Source organism: Tenacibaculum sp. TC6 (assembly GCF_050606265.1).
Lineage (GTDB): Bacteria > Bacteroidota > Bacteroidia > Flavobacteriales > Flavobacteriaceae > Polaribacter.
Map to the genome: position 1 here is coordinate 1 of NZ_JBOCUK010000006.1, position 21,264 is coordinate 21,264.

The following is a 21,264-nucleotide window of genomic DNA, read 5'->3' on the forward strand; positions in this document are numbered from 1 at the left end:
CAGGTGGGAGAGTAGGTCGTTGCCTTTCTTTATAAACCTCATTACTTGATGTAATGAGGTTTTTTGTTTTATATGATTACTCTACTATTACAACTAAAAAGGAGCCTATTTTAAGCCTTTTTTTATCCTCATTACTTAAACCTTTATTGTAAAGTCTACTTAGCTTAGAAAGACTGTTTGAATGATAAAAATAATGTTTTTAATGGTGGTTATTATTTTAAATATAATAAAGCAAGTTTTATAATCACAAGTCTACTCAATCGAAGTATTGATGTTTTCGAAAAAAATAATTTTTAAGATTGGTAAAAAAGAGTTGGGAGACAAATAAGTTCTTTTGCAATTTTTGGTTGTGCGTTACTTGTGTGAATTACAAAAACGGTTGGTTGTGTTGGCTGGCTATTTCTTCTCATTATGATATCTTTTATAAAACTTTCGCCCATTTTTATCAATTCCTTTTTCAATTAATTCTTTATTTTTTAATATGAACATCAAATTTCTCATTCATTTTAACAATACCTCAGAACAATAAGTTTCATAGAAAGCTCTAAAAAAAGTAATTCCTTCATCTTTAAATACTTATTTCTTAAAATATTCTATAGAGTGATTAAGTAAGTCTAGTCTATCTATTGAGATTTGGAAACTTCAGTATTGTTAGTTAACTATTTTGTAGTTTCAACGACAACGCTTAAAGAAATATATAAGGTATAAAGGTCTCGCTAATGTAATTAAGCAAATTATAGTGAGTATAAAAGCTTCCGCAATACCGCTGGACAAATTTGTTATACCTATTATTTTAGATAGAATATCTAGGGGTTTGAAATTTTTATAAGAAGTTTATTTATAAGTCTATTGAGTATTGAATAATTGTTGTTTTATTTAGGTATTAGTCAAATGACATTTTCAAAGCTGGTTACTATGTTTAAAAATAAGTTATGTAGTATATAAAAATAAAAAATCCGAAACATAATTGTTTCGGATTTGAGCGGGAGACCGGGTTCGAACCGGCGACATTCAGCTTGGAAGGCTGACGCTCTACCAACTGAGCTACTCCCGCGGTAAAGCTTTTTGCAATTTCTTGCTATGTATTAAAAAATTTGAGCGGGAGACCGGGTTCGAACCGGCGACATTCAGCTTGGAAGGCTGACGCTCTACCAACTGAGCTACTCCCGCAGTAAAGCGGTTGCAAAGATAGAATTTTTTCTAGAATCTACAAGCTTTTTTTTAAATATTTTTTATGTTTTTTTATAACTTTCAGAAGATGAAAATGATATGTTTTTTAATTAAGAAAAAATTATAGTAATTAAAATGAAAAAACCATCTTTTTAAGATGGTTTAAACTATAAATTGAAATTTAGTGAGTAATTTATGGTTGAAATATACCGTCAGAACATGAAAACGGATGAGCACATAGTGCAGTATATCCATTTGGTAATGGAAGTGGTTCAGCAGTACAAAAATGATTGTAACAGTCTTGTCCGAAAAGATAAATCGTTTGTCCTCCATTAATAGTTTGTTGTTCTGCTTTGTTTAGGGTTTTACCCAAATTTGAAATGTTTTTTAACATGGAATTTTAGTTTTAAAGTTAATTGAAAACTAACAAGAAAAAAAATATCAGCAAAATTAAAAACCGTACAAAAAGTAATGAAAAACTGTAAAATAAATCTTAATAAAACTTTTGATCTTCTCTTAGAACTTTTACAAAATGAAATCCATAAATTTCAAAGCCTTCATTATAATAAAACTTATGAGACTTTCTATTACCGGAATAGGTGTTTAATTCAATGGCTACGCAGCCTTTTTTCTTTGTGTATTCATAAATCCAATTAAAAAATAGTTTTCCTATATTTTTACCTCTATAAGATTCATCTATTACTACGTGGTCTGGTTCTACACTCTTACCAATATAATGTCGTGTACTATACCATAACCCGGAAATACCTATTAGTTTTTCATCATCATAAACACCAACACATTCGTAATTAGGATAAGTAATCATTTCTTGTATTCGTTGTTCCAGCAAATGTATCGGAGTAGTTGTATTAACTAATGTTAGTAAAGGCATAATTTGAGAAATATTATTACTCTCAATAGGTTTAAACGTTAAATTCATTATTAAAAATTAAAGCTTTTGTGTGTTTTAATTCAATAAGAATATTTTGTTCTTATTTTTGTGTGAATTTACTGTATAATTATGATTAAAATGGACATTACAGTTAAAAAAGTTAAAGCAAAAGATACGTATTCTATTCGTAAGGAAGTGCTAAGAAAAGGCATTGATTTACCGTATGAGTTTGCAGGGGATTTAGATGAAGAGAGTATTCATTTGGGGGCTTTTGTAGAAGGAAATTTAGTAGGAGTGGCAACATTTATGATGAGCACTAATTCACTTTTTAAATCCAATCAATATCAATTGCGTGGAATGGCAACACTGCCTGTAGTTAGAGGAAAAGGTGCGGGTAGAAAAATTATTGAATTTGCTATTGAGGTTTTGAAAGAAAAAGGAATTGAAGTATTATGGTGTAATGCAAGAAAAGAGGCCACTACTTTTTACGAAAAATTAGGTTTTAAAGTAACAGGTAATTTATTTATGGTTGAAAAAGTAGGCCCTCATTATATGATGTTTGTTGACTTATAAATATTAGCTTGGATTTTTTAGCTTTTTTATACCATCAAACAAAAACCAACTAGCAAACAAAGCTCTTACTAATAGAAATATAAATTTATTTTCTGTGTGAAAATTAAATAATATTCTGTAAGAGTCATGATTTTGAAAAATTGTATGAACGGTTGATATAATTATTAAGGTTCCAATAGCTATATAAAGATAAGGAAGTATTTTATTCATTATTTGGTAGGGATTTTAATAAAATATAGTTTTCTACTTTTGTTATTAAGGTTTGTTTCTCTTAACCAAGGATTCTCCAATTTTAAGTCTTTATAAGTAACTCCAAATCCTTTAGCAAAACTTGCAATATCAGTAATGGCTGTATCTATAGCTACTTCATATGTTTTTGTAGGCTTATATAAATCTTCTTGGTTAAATACAAAACCATATTTTGTAGGATTAGAAATGATTTCTTTTAAAGCAAGAATTCTGAATACATATCGAGAAGTTTCTTCATTTAATAATAAATCAAAATAGTTAGTAACTTGTTGTTCATTTAAGCGTTGAGAAATTCTACCATCACCAGCATTATAAGCTGCAGCTGCTAAGGTCCAAGAGCCAAATTTTTCTTTTGATTTTTTTAAATATTCTGCCGCTATTCTTGTTGCTTTTTCTAAGTGATAACGTTCATCCACATTGTCATTTACCTCTAGTCCGTATTCCCTGGCTGTGCCTTTAAGAAATTGCCAAAAACCGGCGGCACCCGCATACGATTTAACATTCATAAGTCCGCTTTCAGCTAATGATAAGTATTTAAAATCGTCCGGTAAACCATATTTAGCAAGTAAAGGCTCAATTACAGGGAAATATTTATGAGCTCGTTTTATTAATAACAGACCGTTTGATTGCCAGTATGTATTTACTAACAACTCTCTATCCATACGTTCTCTGATATCAGGTCTGTCTAGAGGAACTAATTCACCTGCCAAGTTCATACTATCAGGTAGTTTAACAGCCTTAATCTCGTAGCTTTCAGCTACATTTTTTACTTCAGGTTCGTTTTCTTTACTAATGGTGTTCACAAGTAAAGTAGCTATAGAAGTTATAGAGATGATCGATAATAATCGTAATGCTTTATTCATAATCCTTTTCTTTTAATTGTTATCACTACTAATTTAGCAAAAAACATTCCCTTTCTAAAATTTTTGAGATAGTTTTTGCTTTGTTTATAATCATAACATGTGTACCGTTTTCAATAATTATGGCGTTATTAATATTTTTAACAGGAAAAATTTCATCTTTATTTCCATGAATGTGAACAATATCCGGATGACATTCTGATTGTTGCCAATGCAAAACATTGTATATGGCCCAATGCAAATAGTTTTCGTTTCTAACCGATAGATATATTTTATAAAGTTCTGCTCTTTTTTTTAGGTAATCGTTAAAAAAGTAATTTTCGTATTTCTCAATATTAGATACTACTTTAGTAGGAAACAACTTATAGGCTTTGGTAACTTGCGCTAATCTTAAACGTTTAGGTAGCTCTTTGTTGTTTTTAATACTTGAAATTATAATTACTTTTTTACAGGAAATATGTTTACTCATTTCCTGAACCATGATACCTCCAAATGAAACTCCAATTAAAACCGGATTTTCATGTTGTATAAAGTTACACATACGTTTAGCATACGATTCAATACTTTCATTAGTATCTGAGGGTAAAATCCATTCTAAAAAATGAAGTTCAAAATGTTCTTGAGGCAATGATATGTACTCAAAAATCTTTGTATTGGCAGCTAAACCAGGAACAAAATACAAATGTGTTTTAGGCATTATTCAAAGAACTTTCTTTTTAATAACAAATCTCCTATATATTCATGTATATCAATTAATTCATCAGGAATATCTTTCCATAAACGAATTTGAATTTGTTTGTTATCATGAGTTATATACGTACTTGCTAAGTCCATTACATCAGGGTTGTCATAAGAATCCTTAAAACTACTAAAGTCTTTTTTAGATAGTTTATCATTTAACGTTTTTAACTCTTCGTCTGTTAATTTAAATTCTCTAATACCTTCTTCAAGTACATATTGAATTCCGTTATAAGTAACATTTCCGTCTTTATCAATAGAAACTTCATATACCGGACAATCTCCAAAGCAAGCCGTTTTTCTTAAAGAAATTAACTTGTTTTCTTCTTTAGCTATTATGTTTTTTAAGACTTCTTTTCCGTTTTTACCTACAAACTTAAATTCTCCGGTTTGTTGTAATCGTTGTATCCATGTATCTCTATCTTCATCTGGAAGTGTTACAATACCTATTTTAGTGGTTTTAGAATTGTAATCAGCATCTGTCCATTGTAAACTGCTATTTTTAATTAGTGCCATAGCATCATCACTATGTTTTGGGTCTTTTAAAATAACAATTAATTCATTGCTGTAATTTTTGACCGGTATAGGCTTTTCTTTATTTTCTTCTTTTTGTATGGTAGTTGTTTCTTCAGAAGCTTCATTAGAAGGTTGTACCGAATTTTCTTTTTTAGGAGAACTACAAGTAAGAGCTAATAAAAGCGGTGCAAATAAAAGGTATTTCATAATCTGTATTTTTTGTTAGGTGGAAAAAATCACATTAAAAATACGCTATTTTTCAGGAAATAAAAGAGTGTAGGATGAAAAGAATTTGAAAAATTAAGAGAAGTAAAAGTCAAATGAAGTTAGTGCTAAATAAAACAAGCGTAACTTCATTTGGTTATTTTGTGCTAGCAAAAATCAAATCGAACTAAGCCGTCTTCATCAATTTGAGTTAAGGTAACTGTATGTAACGTATTCACTAGTTCAGGATTCCAAGGTGTTTTTACTTTTACGTAGTTTTCAGTAAATCCATGAATATATCCCTCTTTGTTTTCACTTTCAAATAAAACAGTTAATGTATTTCCTAATTGACTTTCATAAAAGGCGCGTCTCTTTTTTACCGATAAGCCTCTTAACATTTTACTGCGTTTAGTTCTTATATTTTTTGAAACCACTCCGTCCATATCTATGGCTTCTGTATTGGGCCTTTCAGAATACGTAAAAACATGTAGATAAGAAATATCTAACTCACTTAAGTAAGTATAAGTTTCTAAGAAAAGTTCATCTGTTTCTCCGGGGAACCCAACAATAACATCTACACCAATACATGCATCAGGCATTACTTCGCGAATTTTAGCAACTCTATCAGTATATACTTTACGTAAGTAACGGCGTTTCATTCTTTTTAATAAAGTATCACTTCCGGATTGTAAGGGAATGTGAAAATGCGGAACAAAAATGTTTGAGTTGGCTACAAATTCAATGGTTTCATCTTTTAGTAAGTTAGGCTCAATAGATGAAATACGTAAACGATGTATACCTTCAACTGTATCTAATGCCTGAACCAATTCTAAAAAAGTATGTTCATGTTTTTTATTACCAAACTCTCCTTTACCATAATCACCAATATTAACCCCGGTTAATACAATTTCTTTAATTCCCTTTTCTGAAATTTCTTTAGCGTTTTTTAATACGTTTTCCAGAGTGTCACTACGAGAAATACCTCTTGCTAAAGGGATAGTGCAATAGGTACATTTATAATCACAACCGTCTTGTACTTTTAAAAAAGCACGAGTTCTGTCGCCAATAGAATAGGACCCTACATAAAAATCAGCATCTTCAATTTCACAAGAATGTACCTCACCGATTTCATTTTTAGTTAAATCGTTAATATAACTGGTAACATTAAATTTTTCTGTAGCTCCTAATACTAAATCTACACCATCTACAGCAGCTAATTCTTCCGGTTTTAATTGTGCATAACAACCAACACCTATAATAAAAGCTTGATTATTTTGTTTAAGAGCAGATTTTACAATAGTTTTAAATCGTTTATCTGCATTATCAGTAACAGAGCACGTGTTAATAACATATACATCTGCTTTTTCTTCAAAATCTACACGCTCAAATCCTTCATTCACAAAACTTCTGGCAATGGTTGATGTTTCTGAAAAATTTAGTTTACAACCTAAAGTATAAAAAGCTACTTTTTTATCTGCATTCATTCCTGTACATTTATGGTTTGCAAAAATACGACATTAATCATGATTTTTGAAACTAAAAGATTATTAGTTAGAAAACTGAAAATTACTGATTTAGAAGGCTTTTATGAATTGGAAAGTAATCCGAAAGTATTACAGTATGCAACGGGTGAAGTAAAAACTTTTCTGGAATGCGAAGAAGAGTTGGAAAATCTGATAGAGAAGTATGATGAGTTTGAAAATACCTTTTGGATTTATGCTGTTGAACGAAAATCAGATAAAGAGTTTATAGGAACTGTTGCACTTGTAAAAACCAATGAGGAAGATGAAATTGGATATAGGTTTATAGAAAAGTATTGGTATAATGGCTATGCAAAAGAAGTATGTGGAGGATTAATAACATATTGCAAATTGGTAAACTTAACAAAAATAATAGGGTACGTAGTAGATGAAAATAAGGCTTCAGCAAAAGTATTAGAATACTATAATTTTAAGCAAGTAAAAAAGTTTATTAGTGATGATATAGGTTTGCCGGAAACCAAATATGAGTTGTATTTATAAAATGTAGTTAGTTAATGAGTGTTAGCTTATAAAAAGAAATAAGAAAGATGTATGCAGTAATTTCAAATTTTTTAAAAAAGTATGTAAAAGGAAGTACCATTTTTAAATATGGCTTTAATTATTCGCCTATGTATAAACGGTCTACAGGAAGAATTGCTTTTGTTTCTGACGATTTATTACAAGCGAAGGTGAAAATTCCTATAACCTATAAAAACAAAAATTATGTAGGATCCATTTTTGGAGGAAGTTTATTTTCTGCAACGGATCCGGTATTTATGATACAATTAATACATATTTTGGGCGATGAATATGTGGTTTGGGATAAAGAGGCTACTATAAAGTTTAAAAGACCTGCTAAAGAAGATGCGTACGTAGATTTTATTTTTACTCAGGAAGAGATTGAAAAAATAAAAGAAAGAGTAGTTGAAGAAAAAGAAATTAACATAGTAAAAGAAATACAAATAATAAATAAAGAGGCTTCAACAGTATTCGCTGAAGTTTCTAAAACCATATACATTGCAGATAAAATCTATTATAAAAATAAGCGTAAGAAAAAATAGTGTTTTTTTAATTCTCTGTACCGTATTACTTATGTTGTCATGCGGAGAAAGAAAAACAGCGTATTCTGATACACAGGTTTTTCGTTATAATGAGCATTCTAATATAACCTCACTCGATCCTGCTTTTGCTAAAGACCAGCGTAATATTTGGGCAGTTAACCAGTTGTTTAACGGCTTGGTACAATTGGATGATAGTTTACGGGTGCAACCGGATATAGCAAAAAAATGGACTATTTCAAACGAAGGAAAAACCTATGAATTTACACTTAGAAACGATGTGTTTTTTCATGAGCATGAAGTATTTGGAACGGCTAAAACAAGAAAGGTTAAAGCAAGTGATTTTGAATATTCTTTTCAACGACTTTTAGATAAAGATGTAGCTTCTCCTGGAGGTTGGGTTTTACAAAATGTAGCGGCTTTTAAGGCAGAAAACGATTCAATATTTACCATACATTTAAAACAAGCCTTTCCACCGTTTTTAGGGTTATTAGCCATGAAATATTGCTCGGTAGTGCCTAAAGAAGCGGTAATTTATTTTGGGAATACGTTTAGAGCAAACCCTATTGGAACGGGCCCTTTTCGTTTTAAATTGTGGGTTGAAAACACAAAGTTGGTATTACGAAAAAACCCATTGTATTTTGAAAAAGATAGCAAAGGAAATCAATTACCGTATTTGGAGGCAGTAGCTATCACTTTTTTACCCGATAAACAAAGTGAGTTTTTACAATTTGTCCAAGGAAATATTGACTTTATGAAAAGTTTAGATGCTTCTTATAAAGATGATATTTTGAATACTGATGGTAGTTTACAACCCAAATATGCAACCACTATAAAAATGGTAACGGGTGCTTATTTAAATACCGAATATTTAGGAATATATTTTGATGAAAAAGTTAATTCTCCTACACAATCAAAATTGATACGACAAGCCGTTAATTACGGTTTTGACAGGCAAAAAATGATTCGGTTTTTACGAAATGGTATAGGTACACCGGCTGAAAACGGTTTTATTCCCAAAGGATTGCCCTCTTTTAATAACCAACAAGGATATAAGTATCAACCTGAAAAAGCAAGAGAACTGGTTGCCCAATATAAGAAGGGAACCAATAATCAAAATCCGCAACTTACTATAACAACCAATAGTAATTATTTGGATTTATGTGAATTTATACAACGAGAGCTTCAAAAAATAGGTATTGATACAAAGGTTGATGTTATTCCGCCTTCTACTTTACGACAGGGAAAAGCTAATGGAAAACTACCCGTTTTCAGAGCTAGTTGGATAGCTGATTACCCGGATGCAGAAAATTACTTGTCGTTATTTTACAGTAAAAACTTTACGCCTAACGGACCTAATTATACACATTTTAAAAACGCTGATTTTGATGCCTTATATGAACAATCAATTCAAGAGGTAGATGAAAAATTAAGGTACCTACTGTATCAAAAAATGGATAGTATTATTATAGCTGAAGCTCCGGTAATTCCGTTATATTATGATGAAGTAATTCGTTTTATGCAAAAAAATGTACATGGTTTAGGAATAAACCCTATAGATATGTTGCATTTAAAAACAGTTACCAAAACTAAAAAGTAATCGTTTTTATATAAAAGAGGTAAACTTAATTTTAAGCCTTTTATACTTAAACGGGTTTGTTTAGTTCTTAATTATAAGTCGTTTATGCCATTTTTCCCTTTTTAAAGCATTGTTTTTATGAACTTTGAGGTAACTAATTAATTTACCTGTAGCTACTAGTTTATTTATAGTTAGGCGAACTCCGAAAAGCCTTTATTAAAAAGAGTAGGAAACTAAAAACTAACATATTATGGGATTTTATGGTAAACAACCGGTAACCCCTGAAAAATGCTCAGCGGTTTATGTATGGACAGGATTAGGTGAACCAGGATTTTTTAGCGTTTATGTAGAAGGAGATGCGCAAAATTATTCCTATGGATTTGACTTAGTGCGCGACCCGCATTTTGTAGGAGGATTAAGAATAGATGCAATGGGGTGGACAGGTCCGCTAGGAAAAGGAACTACACCATATAAAGTATCAGGAACTTTTCCGGGAATGTTTAGAAGTGAAATTATAATTTCAGGATCTAATGGAAATTTTACAATTCCGGTGAAAGAAATACCTCACGATCAAGTAGAAGAGTATATTAAGTCTAAGCAGTTAGAAACTGTGTAAGGTCTTTTCAACTAACCAATAATTAAACAGATGAAATCATTTATAAAAATACTAGTGATTTCATCTGTTTCTTTTTTATTCGTAAAAACAACTGACTTCCTCTAAAGGTTTACGTTGTAATTTAGGAACATAAACATCTTCTGCAGCATATCCTATAGGGAATAAAATAAAAGCCCTTTCATTTGCCGGTCTGTTAAGTAGTTTGGCTAAGAAATTCATAGGGCTAGGAGTGTGGGTTAGAGTTACCAAACCTGCATTATGAATGGCAGAAATCATCATTCCAGAAGCGATTCCTACAGACTCATTTACATAATAATTGTTATGTTTAGCTCCATCTTCGTCAATTTCATAAACTCTTTTAAAAGCTACAATAATCCAAGGAGCAGTTTCAATAAAAGGTTTATGCATATCGGTTCCTAAATGCGCTAAATCCTGTTTCCAGCGTTCACTCATACGAACCTCATATCCTAATTTTTCTTCAATTTCAGCAGCTTCTCTAACTTGTGATTTTAATTCAGGATTAGAAATAGCACAAAAAGTCCATGGTTGTTTATGGGCACCCGAAGGAGCTGTTGAAGCAGAGAGGATAATATTTTCTATCACTTCTTTAGGTACTGGTTGATCAGAAAACTCTCTAACGGATCTACGTTTGTCTAGCCAATTTAAATAAGCAGTACTTCTTTTTATCATTTCTTCTTCTGAATACTGTAAAGGCAGGTAGGCTACATGTTCATACCCTTTTATAATTTTAGTTTTAGTAAGACTCATAATACTATTTTCTTAGTTGTGTGTTTAAAATTAAGCAGTAAATAAATTCTTGATTCTAAAGTTAAGAAAAGTAAGAGTATAAATTTATGAAAGCTGGAAATGATTTTTTAGTTGGAAGAATCCCAACAAGCATGTTTAATGATTGTTGGGGTTTTAATAATTTAAAAGAAAGAATTACACCAACACTTCCGTTTTTTTACGTAACTTTTTAGCAACGTTTACTAAGTTTTCTAAGGCTGTTTTGGTTTCGGACCAATTACGCGTTTTTAAACCGCAATCCGGGTTTACCCATATATTTTCATGAGGCAACACTTGCATGGCTTTTTTTAATAAGGTTTCAATTTCTTCTGAAGTAGGAACTCTTGGAGAATGAATGTCGTAGACACCCGGTCCTATTTCATTAGGGTACTTAAAATCAACAAAAGCATGTAATAATTCCATATGAGAACGAGACGTTTCAATGGTAATCACATCTGCATCCATATGAGCAATACTGCTAATAATGTCATTAAATTCCGAATAACACATATGCGTATGAATTTGGGTAGTGTTTTGTACACCGGAAGCTGTAATTTTAAAACAGTCAATAGCCCATTGTAAGTAAGAACTCCATTGATTTTTACGTAATGGTAACCCTTCTCTAATAGCAGGCTCGTCTATTTGTATAATTTGAATTCCGGCTTTTTCTAAATCAAGTACCTCTTCACGAATGGCTAAGGCTATTTGTTTACAAGTTTCTTGTTTAGGTTGATCGTTTCTGATAAAAGACCATTGTAAAATAGTAACCGGACCTGTTAGCATTCCTTTTACCGGTTTTTGGGTTAATGATTGCGCATATTGAGCCCATTTTACGGTCATAGGCTCAGGTCTGTAAACATCACCAAAAATAATAGGTGGTTTTACACAGCGTGATCCGTAGCTTTGTACCCATCCGAAATGAGTAAAAACAAAACCTTCTAGTTTTTCACCAAAATATTCAACCATATCATTACGTTCAAATTCACCATGCACCAATACATCTAAATCTATATTTTCTTGAAAACGGATGGTAGCTTCAGTTTCTTTTCTTAATAATTCATCATATGTATCTTCTGAAATATGTTGTTTTTTATAATCGGCTCTCCACTTTCTAACTTCTTTTGTTTGTGGGAATGAGCCAATAGTTGTGGTAGGAAATAACGGAAGTTGTAAGTTGTGTTTTTGAAGTTGCTGGCGTACATAAAAAGGGCTTTCTCTTTCTATACAAAGTTTTTGTTGCGTATTAACTTTTACCTGAGGGTTATGAATTTTAAGAGATTTCTTTTTTTGAAGAAGGGCTTCTTTATTTTTTTCAAGAATATCAAGCTGGTTTTCATCTATAATTTTTTGTAAAGATGTTAACTCTTGTATTTTTTGTTTGGCAAACGCTAACCAGTTTTTAATGTCGGAAGGAATGTTAAAATTGTTGTCTTCTAAATCAAGATCATACGGAGAATGAAGTAGAGAGCAAGAGGTTGAAATCCAAATATTTTCAGAAGGCAGGTGTTTTTTAGCCTCCTCTATATATTGCAAAGAAGTTTCAAAATTATTTTTCCAAATATTACGTCCGTCAATAACACCTAATGATAGAATGGTGTTTTTTGAAAAAGAAGTATGTGTAAGTACTTTGTGTAATAATAAAGGAGCTTCAATTAAATCAAGATGTAACGCTTTAACCGGAAGTTGTAAAGCTGTCGTTAAATTATCTTCATAATCGTTAAAATAGCTGGTAACTATGGTAATCAAATCAGGAAATTTAGTAGCAATGGCTGTATATACAAATTGCAATGCTTGCTGTTGTTCTTCATTAATAGCTAAAGCTAAACAAGGTTCGTCAAACTGAATGTGAGTAGCTCCTTCTAAGCAAAGCTGTTCTATAACCGAGAGGTAAACCGGGAGTAATGTACCAAGTAAAGACAGCTTGTTAAAATTGGGATGCTTACTTTTTCCTAAATGTAAAAAGGTAACCGGACCTATAAGTACAGGTTTGGTAGCAATTCCTAACTCTTTAGCTTCTTTATATTCTTGAATTACCTTAGATGAAAAGAAGGTGAACTCTTGATTTTCTTCAAATTCAGGAACCAAATAATGGTAGTTTGTGTCAAACCATTTAGTCATTTCCATGGCTACCACATCATGCTGATTTTTTTGATAACCGCGAGCCATGGCAAAATATAAGTCCAGTTCATTGGCTTGATGCTCAAGAGTTTTAAAACGTTCGGGAATACAACCAACCATTAAAGAAGTATCTAATACCTGATCATAAAATGAAAAATCATTAGAAGCAATAAAATCGATTCCGGAATTTTTTTGTAGTAGCCAGTTTTCTTGCTTTATCTTTTTAGCAACTTCTATGAGTTCTGTTTGGTTAATGTTATCTTTCCAATAGAGTTCTAAGGCTTTTTTTAACTCTCTTTTTTTTCCGATTCTCGGAAATCCTAAAACTGAGGTCTTCATAATTTTGTGTTGGTTATATTTTTTGAACAAAACTATATGGAGTTGTTTAAACATCTTAAAAAAGCTATTAATTAGGTGTTTTTATTTGTTAAAGTGTATTATTTAAGTGATTTTTGCTTTTAATGAATAAAAACGAATCGGATGACAGAAAAATATTCTGTATCTGTTAATGATATAGATGAAATAGATAGAAGAATATTAAACATACTTCAGCACAATTCAAATATTACAACGAAAGTACTGGCAGCAAAGGTAAACCTATCGCCATCACCTGTTTTTGAACGAGTAAAAAAACTAGAACAGCTAGGATTTATTAAAAAATACGTAGCTGTTTTAGATGCGGAAAAGTTAGATAGAGGACTTATTGTTTTTTGTAGTGTTACATTAAAAGAACACACCAAACATATAGGAAATAAGTTTGTAAAAGATATTCAGTTATTGCCGGAAGTAACTGAGTGTTACAATATTTCCGGAGATTATGATTTTTTGCTGAAAGTGAGAGTGAAAGACATGAAAGACTATCAGGATTTTGTGCTAAACAGGTTGGGAATTATTGAAAATATAGGGAGTGCACATAGCACTTTTGTTATAGGAGAAATTAAAAACACTTACTCTGTACATTTTTAAGCAATAGCTGTAATTTAAGAAAGATTTGAATGAAGATGCGTTCGTAAAGCATTTTGTATTGTTTTGCTAATAGGTCTGAATTTACCATGAACAATAAAAAGATCTCTTTATACTTTTCAAGGTACTATTTTATAAAATTCATGAATTTTAGAGTGGTTTTTTACAAGATATAGAAGTAAACAAATGGAGTAAAGTACCTTTGTGGCGGGTTAATTGTTTTTTTTAGAAAATGGATTAATTGCCATGTAAAAGTAAGTAAACCTTATAGTTGTATCCTCCCCACGAGAAGGCTTCTAAAATTGATTGGGTTTAGAAGTTTGTTTTTGATTTGCGTTACTGTGGTAAAATAATTGCCTCTGTAGTTATTAATCACAAAATCAAAAGCACTCATTTGTTTTATGATGCCTACCTTTTTAAAAGGTAGGTTTAATTTTGAACGTTTAGGTTAACCATGAAAATACATATTATCAGGTTGTTATAATATGTTAAATAGCTAAATTTTAATGGTTTTTTTGTCCCGGTGGTTTTTAAAATCATCGGGATTTTTCATTTTAAATACTCTGTATTCAAGTTTTAAAAAACATAATAAAATACATTAAAAGGCTGTTTTTTAATTGCTTATGTAGGGGTTGAAGATAAAATTCATGAATTTGAGGCTATTTATGTACTAAAACAACACGGCTTGAGAAGGGCTTGCGTTAATATTGCGGAATAAATGTTAATAGAAAAATAACATTTTAATAAGTATTAATTAAAAACCCTTCTTAAAATGAAAAGAAAGTATGTAAAAAAACAATGGATTTTTTTACTGTTAGCAATTTGTTGGCTAACAGAAGTAAAAGCACAATCAGTATGGGATAATTTTAGGTATCCCACAGTTACTGTAATTGACGAAGGAGCCGGAACTAATAATAGTGCCGATGCTATTTTAAATGCTATAGGATTTAGCCAAGCAGAGAGAACCGCATTTTATAATGCTCGAATTTTATCCGTAGTAAAACGACTGTATAAAAATCCGCAAGAAGTGCCCAATTTTACCGATTTAGAATTGGTTTTTGATCCTAACTACTGTGGAGGAATTGCCGCAAAAAGTGGTAATCCGCCGCGCATTAGAATTCAAAATAGTACCCATTATTTAATGATGGTTTTAAAGCAAAGTAAAGAAGAGTTACTAGCTGAGATTGGGGGTACACTGACTCATGAAGTAACCCATGCTTATAGCCATGTACCTCAAAATGCAGGAGAATATAAAGAAGGAACTGATTTTTTTGGTTTTATTGAAGGTATTGCTGATTATGTTCGTTTACAGGAAAAGTATTCAACACAAGCAGATATTACTATAGATACCAATTATAAATGGCTAAAAGGATATAATGGTTCTGCTTTTTTTATTAACTATTTAAACAATAGATATCCGGATTTTGCTTATAAACTAAACCAATCATGTACAACAATAAACCCATGGTCATTCAAAAAAGCAACGGAACAAATTGTAGTAGGGAAAAGCATAGAACAATTGTGGAATGAGTACACAACAAGCGTAAGCAATGATAGAGCAAATATATCGACACCTGTAGCTAACTTTAATACGAATAAAACTGTTGTAAAAGTTGGAGAAGAAGTATCTATTACCAATACGTCAACAAATTATTTAGAATCAGCTTGGTTTTATTCAGGAAAAAGTTGTGTTGGGTTTACTAATTCAAAACATTTCAAAATAGCTTTTGATACTCCGGGAGTTTATAAAATTACTTTAGAAGCTAAAAATTATAAAGGAGGTGCAAGAAAAGAGGTAACGATTACAGTTAATGATTGTGGTGATCAAGGGAATATAGCTAAAAGCAAGCCTGTAACTGTATCATCTACTGAAAAAAGTGAATTTAATGCAAGCAATGCGGTAGATGGTAATGAAAATACAAGATGGTCTAGTAATTTTTCTGATAACGAATGGCTAACGGTTGATTTACAAAACAGTTCAGATATTTGTGGTGTGGCTGTTTCATGGTTCTCTTGCTGTAGTTTTATGATGGGAGCAAAAAATTATGAAGTACAAACATCTGAAAACGGAGTTAACTGGACTACAGCAAAAACTATTCAAAACAACTTTGATAATTATAATTTTATACCTGTAAATGGTACAGGAAGATATGTGAGAATTAAAGGAATAAAGAGATCTGCAGCCAGTTTTGGATACTCAATTAATGAATTAAAAGTGTATGGCGGAAAAAGTATAATAAGTCTGCCACCATCAAATACTAATCAAGATTTAACGCAACCCGGAGGAGCTATTAGTGAATCTAATAATAACAGTCCGTCATACGAATCAATAGCTAATTTAATTGATAATAGTAGCAATACAAAATACTTAACATTTAATGCAGCCGCTACAGTTACGTACAATTTTTCAAAAAATTATGTGTTAAGCGGATATACTTTAACTTCAGCAAATGACGCTCCGGAAAGAGATCCTTCAAGTTGGGTATTAGAGGGTAGTAATGATGGAACTACTTGGGTAGAAGTAGATAGAAGATCTAATCATCGTTTTAGCAACCGAAAAGAGAAAAAAGAATTTACATTCACTACCAGCTTAGGTTTTTCAAAAGTTCGATTTAAATTTAATAATACTTCCGGAACTGTATTTCAACTAGCAGAATTAGAAATTTTTGGTAAAGAAGGAAGTATAACGCCTCCAAATGGAAATCAAACCGACTTAACACAACCGGGCGGAACTATTAGTGAATCTAATAACAACAGTCCGTCATACGAATCAATAGCTAATTTGATTGATAACAGCAGTAACACAAAATATTTAACATTTAATCCAACTACAACGGTTACTTATAGTTTTTCAAAAAGCTATGTGTTAACTGGTTATAGCTTGACTTCAGCAAATGATGCTCCGGAAAGAGATCCTTCAAGTTGGGTGTTAGAAGGAAGTAATAATGGAACTACTTGGGTAGAAATAGATAGAAGATCCAATCATCGTTTTACGAATAGAAAAGAGAAAAAAGAATTCACATTCACTACCGGCTCAGGTTTTACAAAAGTTAGATTTAAGTTTAATAATACTTCCGGAAGCCTATTTCAGCTAGCAGAGTTAGAAATATTTGGTAATGAAGGTGCAGGGAATGTAAAATTACCAATAGCCGATTTTACAGCAAATAGAAGAACAATAAACCAGAATGAAAGTGTGGCATTTACTAATAAATCTGCAAATGGGACACATTATTTATGGACGTTTGAAGGTGGTAATCCTTCCGGAAGTACAAGTGTAAACCCTGTGGTAGTTTATGCTAATGCCGGTATATATAAGGTAACGTTAAAAGCTACCAATTCTGAAGGTTCAGATACAGAAATTAAAAATGGGTACATAACTGTTTCAGGGACCGGAGGAACTAATTGTGATTGGGGAACTAATTTTTTAACTCCGAATGTAATTTTTAAAGATAATGACGGAGTTACTACCGGTTCCAGAATATTTCATCAAGTAATTCCTAATCCGAAAAGTTATATGCAACAACGTTGTTTGGATGTAGCTAAAATTTTATATCGAAAATCGGCAGATGCTCCTAAATTCAGACAATTAACTTTTGAGTTGAAAAATGAGAACTTTGTAGCTCGTAAGTATGGAGATGGTGATGTTATTGGAATAGAGGTAAGTACGCAACATTTGGCTAGAATTTATCAAAATTCAGGAAATAATCCTCAGGTAATAAAAGATGAAATTGACGGAATTTTATATCATGAAGTAACTCACGGGTATAACAATTCGCCAATTGTTGGAGGAACTTATGATGGTTCTTCACCTTTTTGGGCTTATACTGAAGGAATAGCAGACGCTGTTAGAATACATGCTGGATTTCATCAAACAAAAAAACCGGATGTAAATAATAGTAAAAAATGGTTAACAGGTTACGCTACAACAGGTTTCTTTTTACACTATGTGTCACAAAAATACGATAAGAATTTTGTGTATAAATTTAATAAGGCTGCCAAAAGCTTAGGACAATCTTGGTCATTTGATAATGCATTTAAAACTATTTTAGGAAAAGGGGTGCAAGAGGTATGGAATGCATATGCGGCTTTTATTAATAATGGAGGAAAGTTAGATTATGACGGAAATTACCCTTGGGTACTTGATTGTTCTGAAAGTTTAAGAACTAATACTGTAACAGAATCATTAGAAAAAACAGGAAATAATACGCCATCTTTTAAGTTTTATCCTAACCCAATAGATAATGAAGTTACTATTGTTTATCCAAAATCTAAAGTAACAACCGTTAATATTCGTTCATTACAAGGAATTGTGCTTTTTTCTAAAGCTCAAGTTAATTTTACTCAAAATGATAACGTAACTCTAGATATAAATTTACCAACCGGAGTTTATTTGTTGGAAATAGACGGGGTAGTTAAAAAATTAATTGTTAAAAAATTCAGGTAATATATTAGCTGATTAGTAGTATATAGGTTCTTTTTATAATTCCGAAGTTATTCAACTTCGGAATTTTTTTATGCAGTTATTCATCCGGCTCAATATGGATAAGTATGTGGGCTAAATTTGAAATTTCCGACATTAAAAAATCTTTAAGTTCATGTGCTATATCATGTCCTTCCTTTACTGAAATTTTACCGTTAACAATAACATGCAAGTCAACATGATATTTCATGCCGGCTTTACGAATAAAACATTTTTCAGTACCTAAAACCCCGTTAACCTGAAGTGATTTTTTTCTGATTTCATCAATAAGATCATCATAAAGGTGTTCATCCATTATTTCACCCAATGCAGGCCTGAATATTAAATAACTATTATATAAAATAAAAGTAGATGCAAGTAATGAAGCCCAATCATCTGCGGTTTCATAGCCTTCACCAAATATTAGCGCAATAGAAATACCAATAAAAGCCATTACAGAGGTAATAGCATCACTTCTATGGTGCCAAGCGTCGGCTTTAAGAGAAGAACTATGAGTTATTTTACTCTTTTTAAGAACAATTTGAAACGAAATTTCTTTCCATAAAATAATGGCGCCTAATACAAATAAAGTCCATGATTTTGGCGTTTTATGAGGCGTTTGGATGTTTAAAATACTTTCGTAAGCAATGATTGTTGCCGAAGTAACCAAAATAGCCACCACAATAAATGTAATTAAAGGCTCAATTTTTCCATGCCCGTAAGGATGATTTTTGTCAGCAGGACGCTTGGCATATTTCAAACCAAAAAGGACTAAAAGAGAAGAAAAAATATCCGTGGTAGATTCTATAGCATCAGCAATTAAAGCATACGAATTACCAAAAAAACCGGCTATTCCTTTAATTAAAGCTAAGCAGGTGTTTCCAATAATACTAAAATAAATAGCCTTAATAGCTGTTTTTTCATTGCTCATAAGGTATCAAATGTATAAAAAGAATTTTCTTTAGATGTTTCTTTTTCAATAAATAATTATTGCAATTCTGTATTTAGCTGAGTGAAATGTTGTTGAGGTATTGTTAAATGTCCTTCTTTTAAAAACTGAAGAAAAGTTTACCAGTTTAAACGCCCCATAATAGGGTAGTGGTCTGAAAGTTTAATCTTATTGTAGGTTTTAAATTGATTGATATTGGCTTTATCATCTGTTATGATAAAATCAATACGCATAGGATAGATATAACGAAAGGTTTTTCCTAAGCCTAAACCTTTTTCAATAAATGCGTCTTTTTTATTTTTAGCTAACTTTTTATAAGCCCAAGAGTAAGCCGTATTGTTAAAGTCGCCACAAATTATTTTTTTACCCTTCCAACTATATTCGTGTTGTATGATGCGTTCCGTTTGTTCTACTTGTTTTTGAAACCCGATAGATAATCGTTTAAACAAACGTTCAGAACTTTTTTCACCGAAATTTTCTTTATTAGGGTTGATTTTTAACGATTCTAAATGCACATTATATACTCGAATAGTATCGTAATTTTTAAGAATATCAATAAAAATAGTATTGTTAGCACTTTTTTCAAAGTTTAAAGAACCTGAATTAACTATAGGGTACTTAGAATAAATTGCTAATCCAAACTTATTTGTTGTCGATTTTGTTTTGATGTATTTATATGGAAGTCTGATGTCTATTAAATCAGATTGATAAAATTCTTGCAACGCAATAATGTCTGGAGATTCATTATTAATGAACTCGTAAATTTTTTGTTCAGTAGTTATATCATCATTCCATTTATAATAATTAAACATTCTAACATTGTAACTCATTACTTTTAAATCGTTCGTAAGAACTACTTCTTTGTTTGAAAATTTAATTAAGGGAGGCGCCAAAAACCATCCTATTAGCAATACAAGTGTTGATAATAAGGCATTTTTATGAAGTTTTATAAGCCAGTAAATAAGAAATCCTAAATTAGTAAGGACTAAAAAAGGTACAAATAAGCTAAAAACGGTTAATGACGGAAATGTTTTTGGTGATATGTAAGGAAGAAAATAAGAGACTAATAATGCCGTAGCAGTAACTGAGTTAATAAAAAACAAAAGAGCACTAAAAATCGAATTTTTTTTCATCTAATTTTTTCCTTGTTTAAATAAAAATTCCTTTTCTTCCTTAGAAAGAGTTTCGTAACCGGATTTACTTATTTTATCTAAAATAGCATCAATTTCTTGTTGGTTTTTAGATTTAGATTTTGTTGAGTAGGTTGTTTTCTGACCGGATTTGTATACGGTTTTTAAAGGTGTTTCTTTTGGATACCTTTTAAACAAATCAGTTAGCGGTTTAAATATAGCAATTTCTTTGTTACTGGCATAGTTTACATATACAAAGCCCAATAAAGCTCCACCAATGTGTGCAAGATGTCCACCTGCATTTCCGGCGGGTATTTGTATAATATCTAGGGCTACCCACATACATGCTAAAATCCATAGTTTTATAAAACCAATTAAAGGAAACTTTAACTGGTAATTAGGGATGTAGGTGGCAATTCCTATAAAAATAGCAGATATACCAGCTGAAGCTCCTAATAATACACTTCTGTCAGTATCGTTTTGAAATACCGGAAAAAAATTATAGCTGGCAATAAATATGATACCGCCGAAAAGCGTTCCTAACAAATAAAAATTAAGTAACTGTTTAGAGGTAAAATATTGTTTAAATAAATGACCTATAAAAAATAAGGCGATTAAATTAAAGAGTATATGAATAAAATCAGCATGTAAAAAACCGTAGGTAAGTATAGTCCAAGGTTTTAGTAAAAAATCATTAATGTCGGCAGGTAAAGCTAACCATTTAACCAGAAAATTAGATTTAGATTGAAATAAAAAACTAAAAGTGTTTACAATAAAAACAGCTAAAAAAACTGTCAGATTTATATAGATTAATTTTTCTACTATACCCGCATGTTTAAATCGATGTTTTAAGTTTTCAAGTAAATCCATAATAAGGTAAACGA

The 21,264-nt window shown here is 31.2% G+C and carries 18 protein-coding genes and 2 tRNA genes; 7 read left to right on the forward strand and 13 right to left on the reverse strand.

Going from position 1 to position 21,264, the window contains the following annotated elements; translation table 11 throughout:
• Positions 1-981: 981 nt before the first annotated feature.
• The 4 genes from ACQY1Q_RS04755 to ACQY1Q_RS04770 form a co-directional block, all read right to left on the reverse strand.
• Positions 982-1,054, reverse strand: a tRNA-Gly gene (locus tag ACQY1Q_RS04755).
• 43 nt (positions 1,055-1,097) lie between these two features.
• Positions 1,098-1,170: transfer RNA gene (locus tag ACQY1Q_RS04760), tRNA-Gly, on the reverse strand.
• A 193-nt stretch (positions 1,171-1,363) separates the two neighbouring features.
• Positions 1,364-1,564 carry a hypothetical protein gene (locus ACQY1Q_RS04765; RefSeq protein ID WP_431004143.1) on the reverse strand — a complete coding sequence of 67 codons (201 nt, stop codon included), beginning with the start codon at positions 1,562-1,564 and terminating at the stop codon, positions 1,364-1,366.
• Positions 1,565-1,663: 99 nt separating this feature from the next.
• The gene (locus ACQY1Q_RS04770) at positions 1,664-2,110 is read right to left on the reverse strand and encodes a GNAT family N-acetyltransferase (RefSeq protein WP_431004144.1); all 447 of its coding nucleotides are present in this window, start codon (positions 2,108-2,110) and stop codon (positions 1,664-1,666) included.
• Between the two features lie 81 nt (positions 2,111-2,191).
• Between ACQY1Q_RS04770 and ACQY1Q_RS04775 the strand changes: the two genes are divergently transcribed.
• Positions 2,192-2,635: a GNAT family N-acetyltransferase gene (locus tag ACQY1Q_RS04775; RefSeq protein ID WP_431004145.1), complete on the forward strand. Its 444-nt coding sequence runs from the start codon at positions 2,192-2,194 to the stop codon at positions 2,633-2,635.
• 209 nt (positions 2,636-2,844) lie between these two features.
• Here the strand turns inward: ACQY1Q_RS04775 and ACQY1Q_RS04780 are convergent, their stop codons facing one another.
• The 4 genes from ACQY1Q_RS04780 to mtaB all read right to left on the reverse strand — a co-directional run bounded on the left by ACQY1Q_RS04780 (position 2,845) and on the right by mtaB (position 6,686).
• Positions 2,845-3,747: a lytic transglycosylase domain-containing protein gene (locus tag ACQY1Q_RS04780; RefSeq protein WP_431004146.1), complete on the reverse strand. Its 903-nt coding sequence runs from the start codon at positions 3,745-3,747 to the stop codon at positions 2,845-2,847.
• A gap of 28 nt (positions 3,748-3,775) precedes the next feature.
• Positions 3,776-4,441: an alpha/beta hydrolase gene (locus ACQY1Q_RS04785; RefSeq protein ID WP_431004147.1), complete on the reverse strand. Its 666-nt coding sequence runs from the start codon at positions 4,439-4,441 to the stop codon at positions 3,776-3,778.
• Complete coding sequence (locus ACQY1Q_RS04790; protein ID WP_431004148.1) at positions 4,441-5,205, reverse strand: DUF6438 domain-containing protein; 765 nt, start codon at positions 5,203-5,205, stop codon at positions 4,441-4,443. The genes ACQY1Q_RS04785 and ACQY1Q_RS04790 overlap by 1 nt, the downstream gene beginning before the upstream one ends.
• A gap of 164 nt (positions 5,206-5,369) precedes the next feature.
• A complete protein-coding gene (gene mtaB / locus ACQY1Q_RS04795; protein WP_431004149.1) occupies positions 5,370-6,686 on the reverse strand; it encodes a tRNA (N(6)-L-threonylcarbamoyladenosine(37)-C(2))-methylthiotransferase MtaB in 1,317 nt (438 codons plus the stop codon).
• A gap of 39 nt (positions 6,687-6,725) precedes the next feature.
• Between mtaB and ACQY1Q_RS04800 the strand changes: the two genes are divergently transcribed.
• The 4 genes from ACQY1Q_RS04800 (at position 6,726) to ACQY1Q_RS04815 (ending at position 9,975) form a co-directional block, all read left to right on the forward strand.
• Positions 6,726-7,223 (forward strand): GNAT family N-acetyltransferase, encoded by a 498-nt coding sequence (locus tag ACQY1Q_RS04800; RefSeq protein ID WP_431004150.1) that lies wholly within the window; start codon positions 6,726-6,728, stop codon positions 7,221-7,223.
• Between the two features lie 47 nt (positions 7,224-7,270).
• The gene (locus ACQY1Q_RS04805) at positions 7,271-7,783 is read left to right on the forward strand and encodes a DUF4442 domain-containing protein (RefSeq protein ID WP_431004151.1); all 513 of its coding nucleotides are present in this window, start codon (positions 7,271-7,273) and stop codon (positions 7,781-7,783) included.
• Positions 7,784-7,814: 31 nt separating this feature from the next.
• A complete protein-coding gene (locus ACQY1Q_RS04810) occupies positions 7,815-9,380 on the forward strand; it encodes an ABC transporter substrate-binding protein (RefSeq protein WP_431004284.1) in 1,566 nt (521 codons plus the stop codon).
• Between the two features lie 229 nt (positions 9,381-9,609).
• Entirely contained in the window at positions 9,610-9,975 is a 366-nt protein-coding gene (locus ACQY1Q_RS04815) for a hypothetical protein (protein ID WP_431004152.1), read from the forward strand.
• Between the two features lie 75 nt (positions 9,976-10,050).
• On the opposite strand, the gene ACQY1Q_RS04820 is transcribed toward ACQY1Q_RS04815, so the two are convergent.
• Positions 10,051-10,743, reverse strand: coding sequence for a nitroreductase family protein (locus ACQY1Q_RS04820; protein WP_431004153.1), 693 nt, complete (start codon positions 10,741-10,743; stop codon positions 10,051-10,053).
• Positions 10,744-10,917: 174 nt separating this feature from the next.
• Entirely contained in the window at positions 10,918-13,218 is a 2,301-nt protein-coding gene (gene metE, locus ACQY1Q_RS04825) for a 5-methyltetrahydropteroyltriglutamate--homocysteine S-methyltransferase (protein WP_431004154.1), read from the reverse strand.
• 141 nt (positions 13,219-13,359) lie between these two features.
• Here metE and ACQY1Q_RS04830 point away from each other — a divergent pair, with 141 nt between their 5' ends.
• On the forward strand, positions 13,360-13,845 hold the full coding sequence (locus tag ACQY1Q_RS04830; RefSeq protein WP_431004155.1) for an Lrp/AsnC family transcriptional regulator: 486 nt from the start codon (positions 13,360-13,362) through the stop codon (positions 13,843-13,845).
• 769 nt (positions 13,846-14,614) lie between these two features.
• Positions 14,615-18,286 (forward strand): basic secretory protein-like protein, encoded by a 3,672-nt coding sequence (locus ACQY1Q_RS04835; protein WP_431004156.1) that lies wholly within the window; start codon positions 14,615-14,617, stop codon positions 18,284-18,286.
• Positions 18,287-18,362: 76 nt separating this feature from the next.
• On the opposite strand, the gene ACQY1Q_RS04840 is transcribed toward ACQY1Q_RS04835, so the two are convergent.
• The 3 genes from ACQY1Q_RS04840 to ACQY1Q_RS04850 form a co-directional block, all read right to left on the reverse strand.
• A complete protein-coding gene (locus tag ACQY1Q_RS04840; RefSeq protein ID WP_431004157.1) occupies positions 18,363-19,232 on the reverse strand; it encodes a cation diffusion facilitator family transporter in 870 nt (289 codons plus the stop codon).
• A gap of 137 nt (positions 19,233-19,369) precedes the next feature.
• The gene (locus ACQY1Q_RS04845) at positions 19,370-20,383 is read right to left on the reverse strand and encodes an endonuclease/exonuclease/phosphatase family protein (protein ID WP_431004158.1); all 1,014 of its coding nucleotides are present in this window, start codon (positions 20,381-20,383) and stop codon (positions 19,370-19,372) included.
• The gene (locus ACQY1Q_RS04850; protein WP_431004159.1) at positions 20,384-21,250 is read right to left on the reverse strand and encodes a rhomboid family intramembrane serine protease; all 867 of its coding nucleotides are present in this window, start codon (positions 21,248-21,250) and stop codon (positions 20,384-20,386) included.
• Between the last annotated feature and the right edge of the window lie 14 nt (positions 21,251-21,264).

Coding starts and splice junctions, on each gene's coding strand:
- ACQY1Q_RS04765 (WP_431004143.1), bottom strand. CDS start 1,564: ATGTTAAAAAACATTTCAAATTTGGGTAAAACCCTAAACAAAGCAGAA.
- ACQY1Q_RS04770 (WP_431004144.1), bottom strand. CDS start 2,110: ATGAATTTAACGTTTAAACCTATTGAGAGTAATAATATTTCTCAAATT.
- ACQY1Q_RS04775 (WP_431004145.1), top strand. CDS start 2,192: ATGATTAAAATGGACATTACAGTTAAAAAAGTTAAAGCAAAAGATACG.
- ACQY1Q_RS04780 (WP_431004146.1), bottom strand. CDS start 3,747: ATGAATAAAGCATTACGATTATTATCGATCATCTCTATAACTTCTATA.
- ACQY1Q_RS04785 (WP_431004147.1), bottom strand. CDS start 4,441: ATGCCTAAAACACATTTGTATTTTGTTCCTGGTTTAGCTGCCAATACA.
- ACQY1Q_RS04790 (WP_431004148.1), bottom strand. CDS start 5,205: ATGAAATACCTTTTATTTGCACCGCTTTTATTAGCTCTTACTTGTAGT.
- mtaB (WP_431004149.1), bottom strand. CDS start 6,686: ATGAATGCAGATAAAAAAGTAGCTTTTTATACTTTAGGTTGTAAACTA.
- ACQY1Q_RS04800 (WP_431004150.1), top strand. CDS start 6,726: ATGATTTTTGAAACTAAAAGATTATTAGTTAGAAAACTGAAAATTACT.
- ACQY1Q_RS04805 (WP_431004151.1), top strand. CDS start 7,271: ATGTATGCAGTAATTTCAAATTTTTTAAAAAAGTATGTAAAAGGAAGT.
- ACQY1Q_RS04810 (WP_431004284.1), top strand. CDS start 7,815: ATGTTGTCATGCGGAGAAAGAAAAACAGCGTATTCTGATACACAGGTT.
- ACQY1Q_RS04815 (WP_431004152.1), top strand. CDS start 9,610: ATGGGATTTTATGGTAAACAACCGGTAACCCCTGAAAAATGCTCAGCG.
- ACQY1Q_RS04820 (WP_431004153.1), bottom strand. CDS start 10,743: ATGAGTCTTACTAAAACTAAAATTATAAAAGGGTATGAACATGTAGCC.
- metE (WP_431004154.1), bottom strand. CDS start 13,218: ATGAAGACCTCAGTTTTAGGATTTCCGAGAATCGGAAAAAAAAGAGAG.
- ACQY1Q_RS04830 (WP_431004155.1), top strand. CDS start 13,360: ATGACAGAAAAATATTCTGTATCTGTTAATGATATAGATGAAATAGAT.
- ACQY1Q_RS04835 (WP_431004156.1), top strand. CDS start 14,615: ATGAAAAGAAAGTATGTAAAAAAACAATGGATTTTTTTACTGTTAGCA.
- ACQY1Q_RS04840 (WP_431004157.1), bottom strand. CDS start 19,232: ATGAGCAATGAAAAAACAGCTATTAAGGCTATTTATTTTAGTATTATT.
- ACQY1Q_RS04845 (WP_431004158.1), bottom strand. CDS start 20,383: ATGAAAAAAAATTCGATTTTTAGTGCTCTTTTGTTTTTTATTAACTCA.
- ACQY1Q_RS04850 (WP_431004159.1), bottom strand. CDS start 21,250: ATGGATTTACTTGAAAACTTAAAACATCGATTTAAACATGCGGGTATA.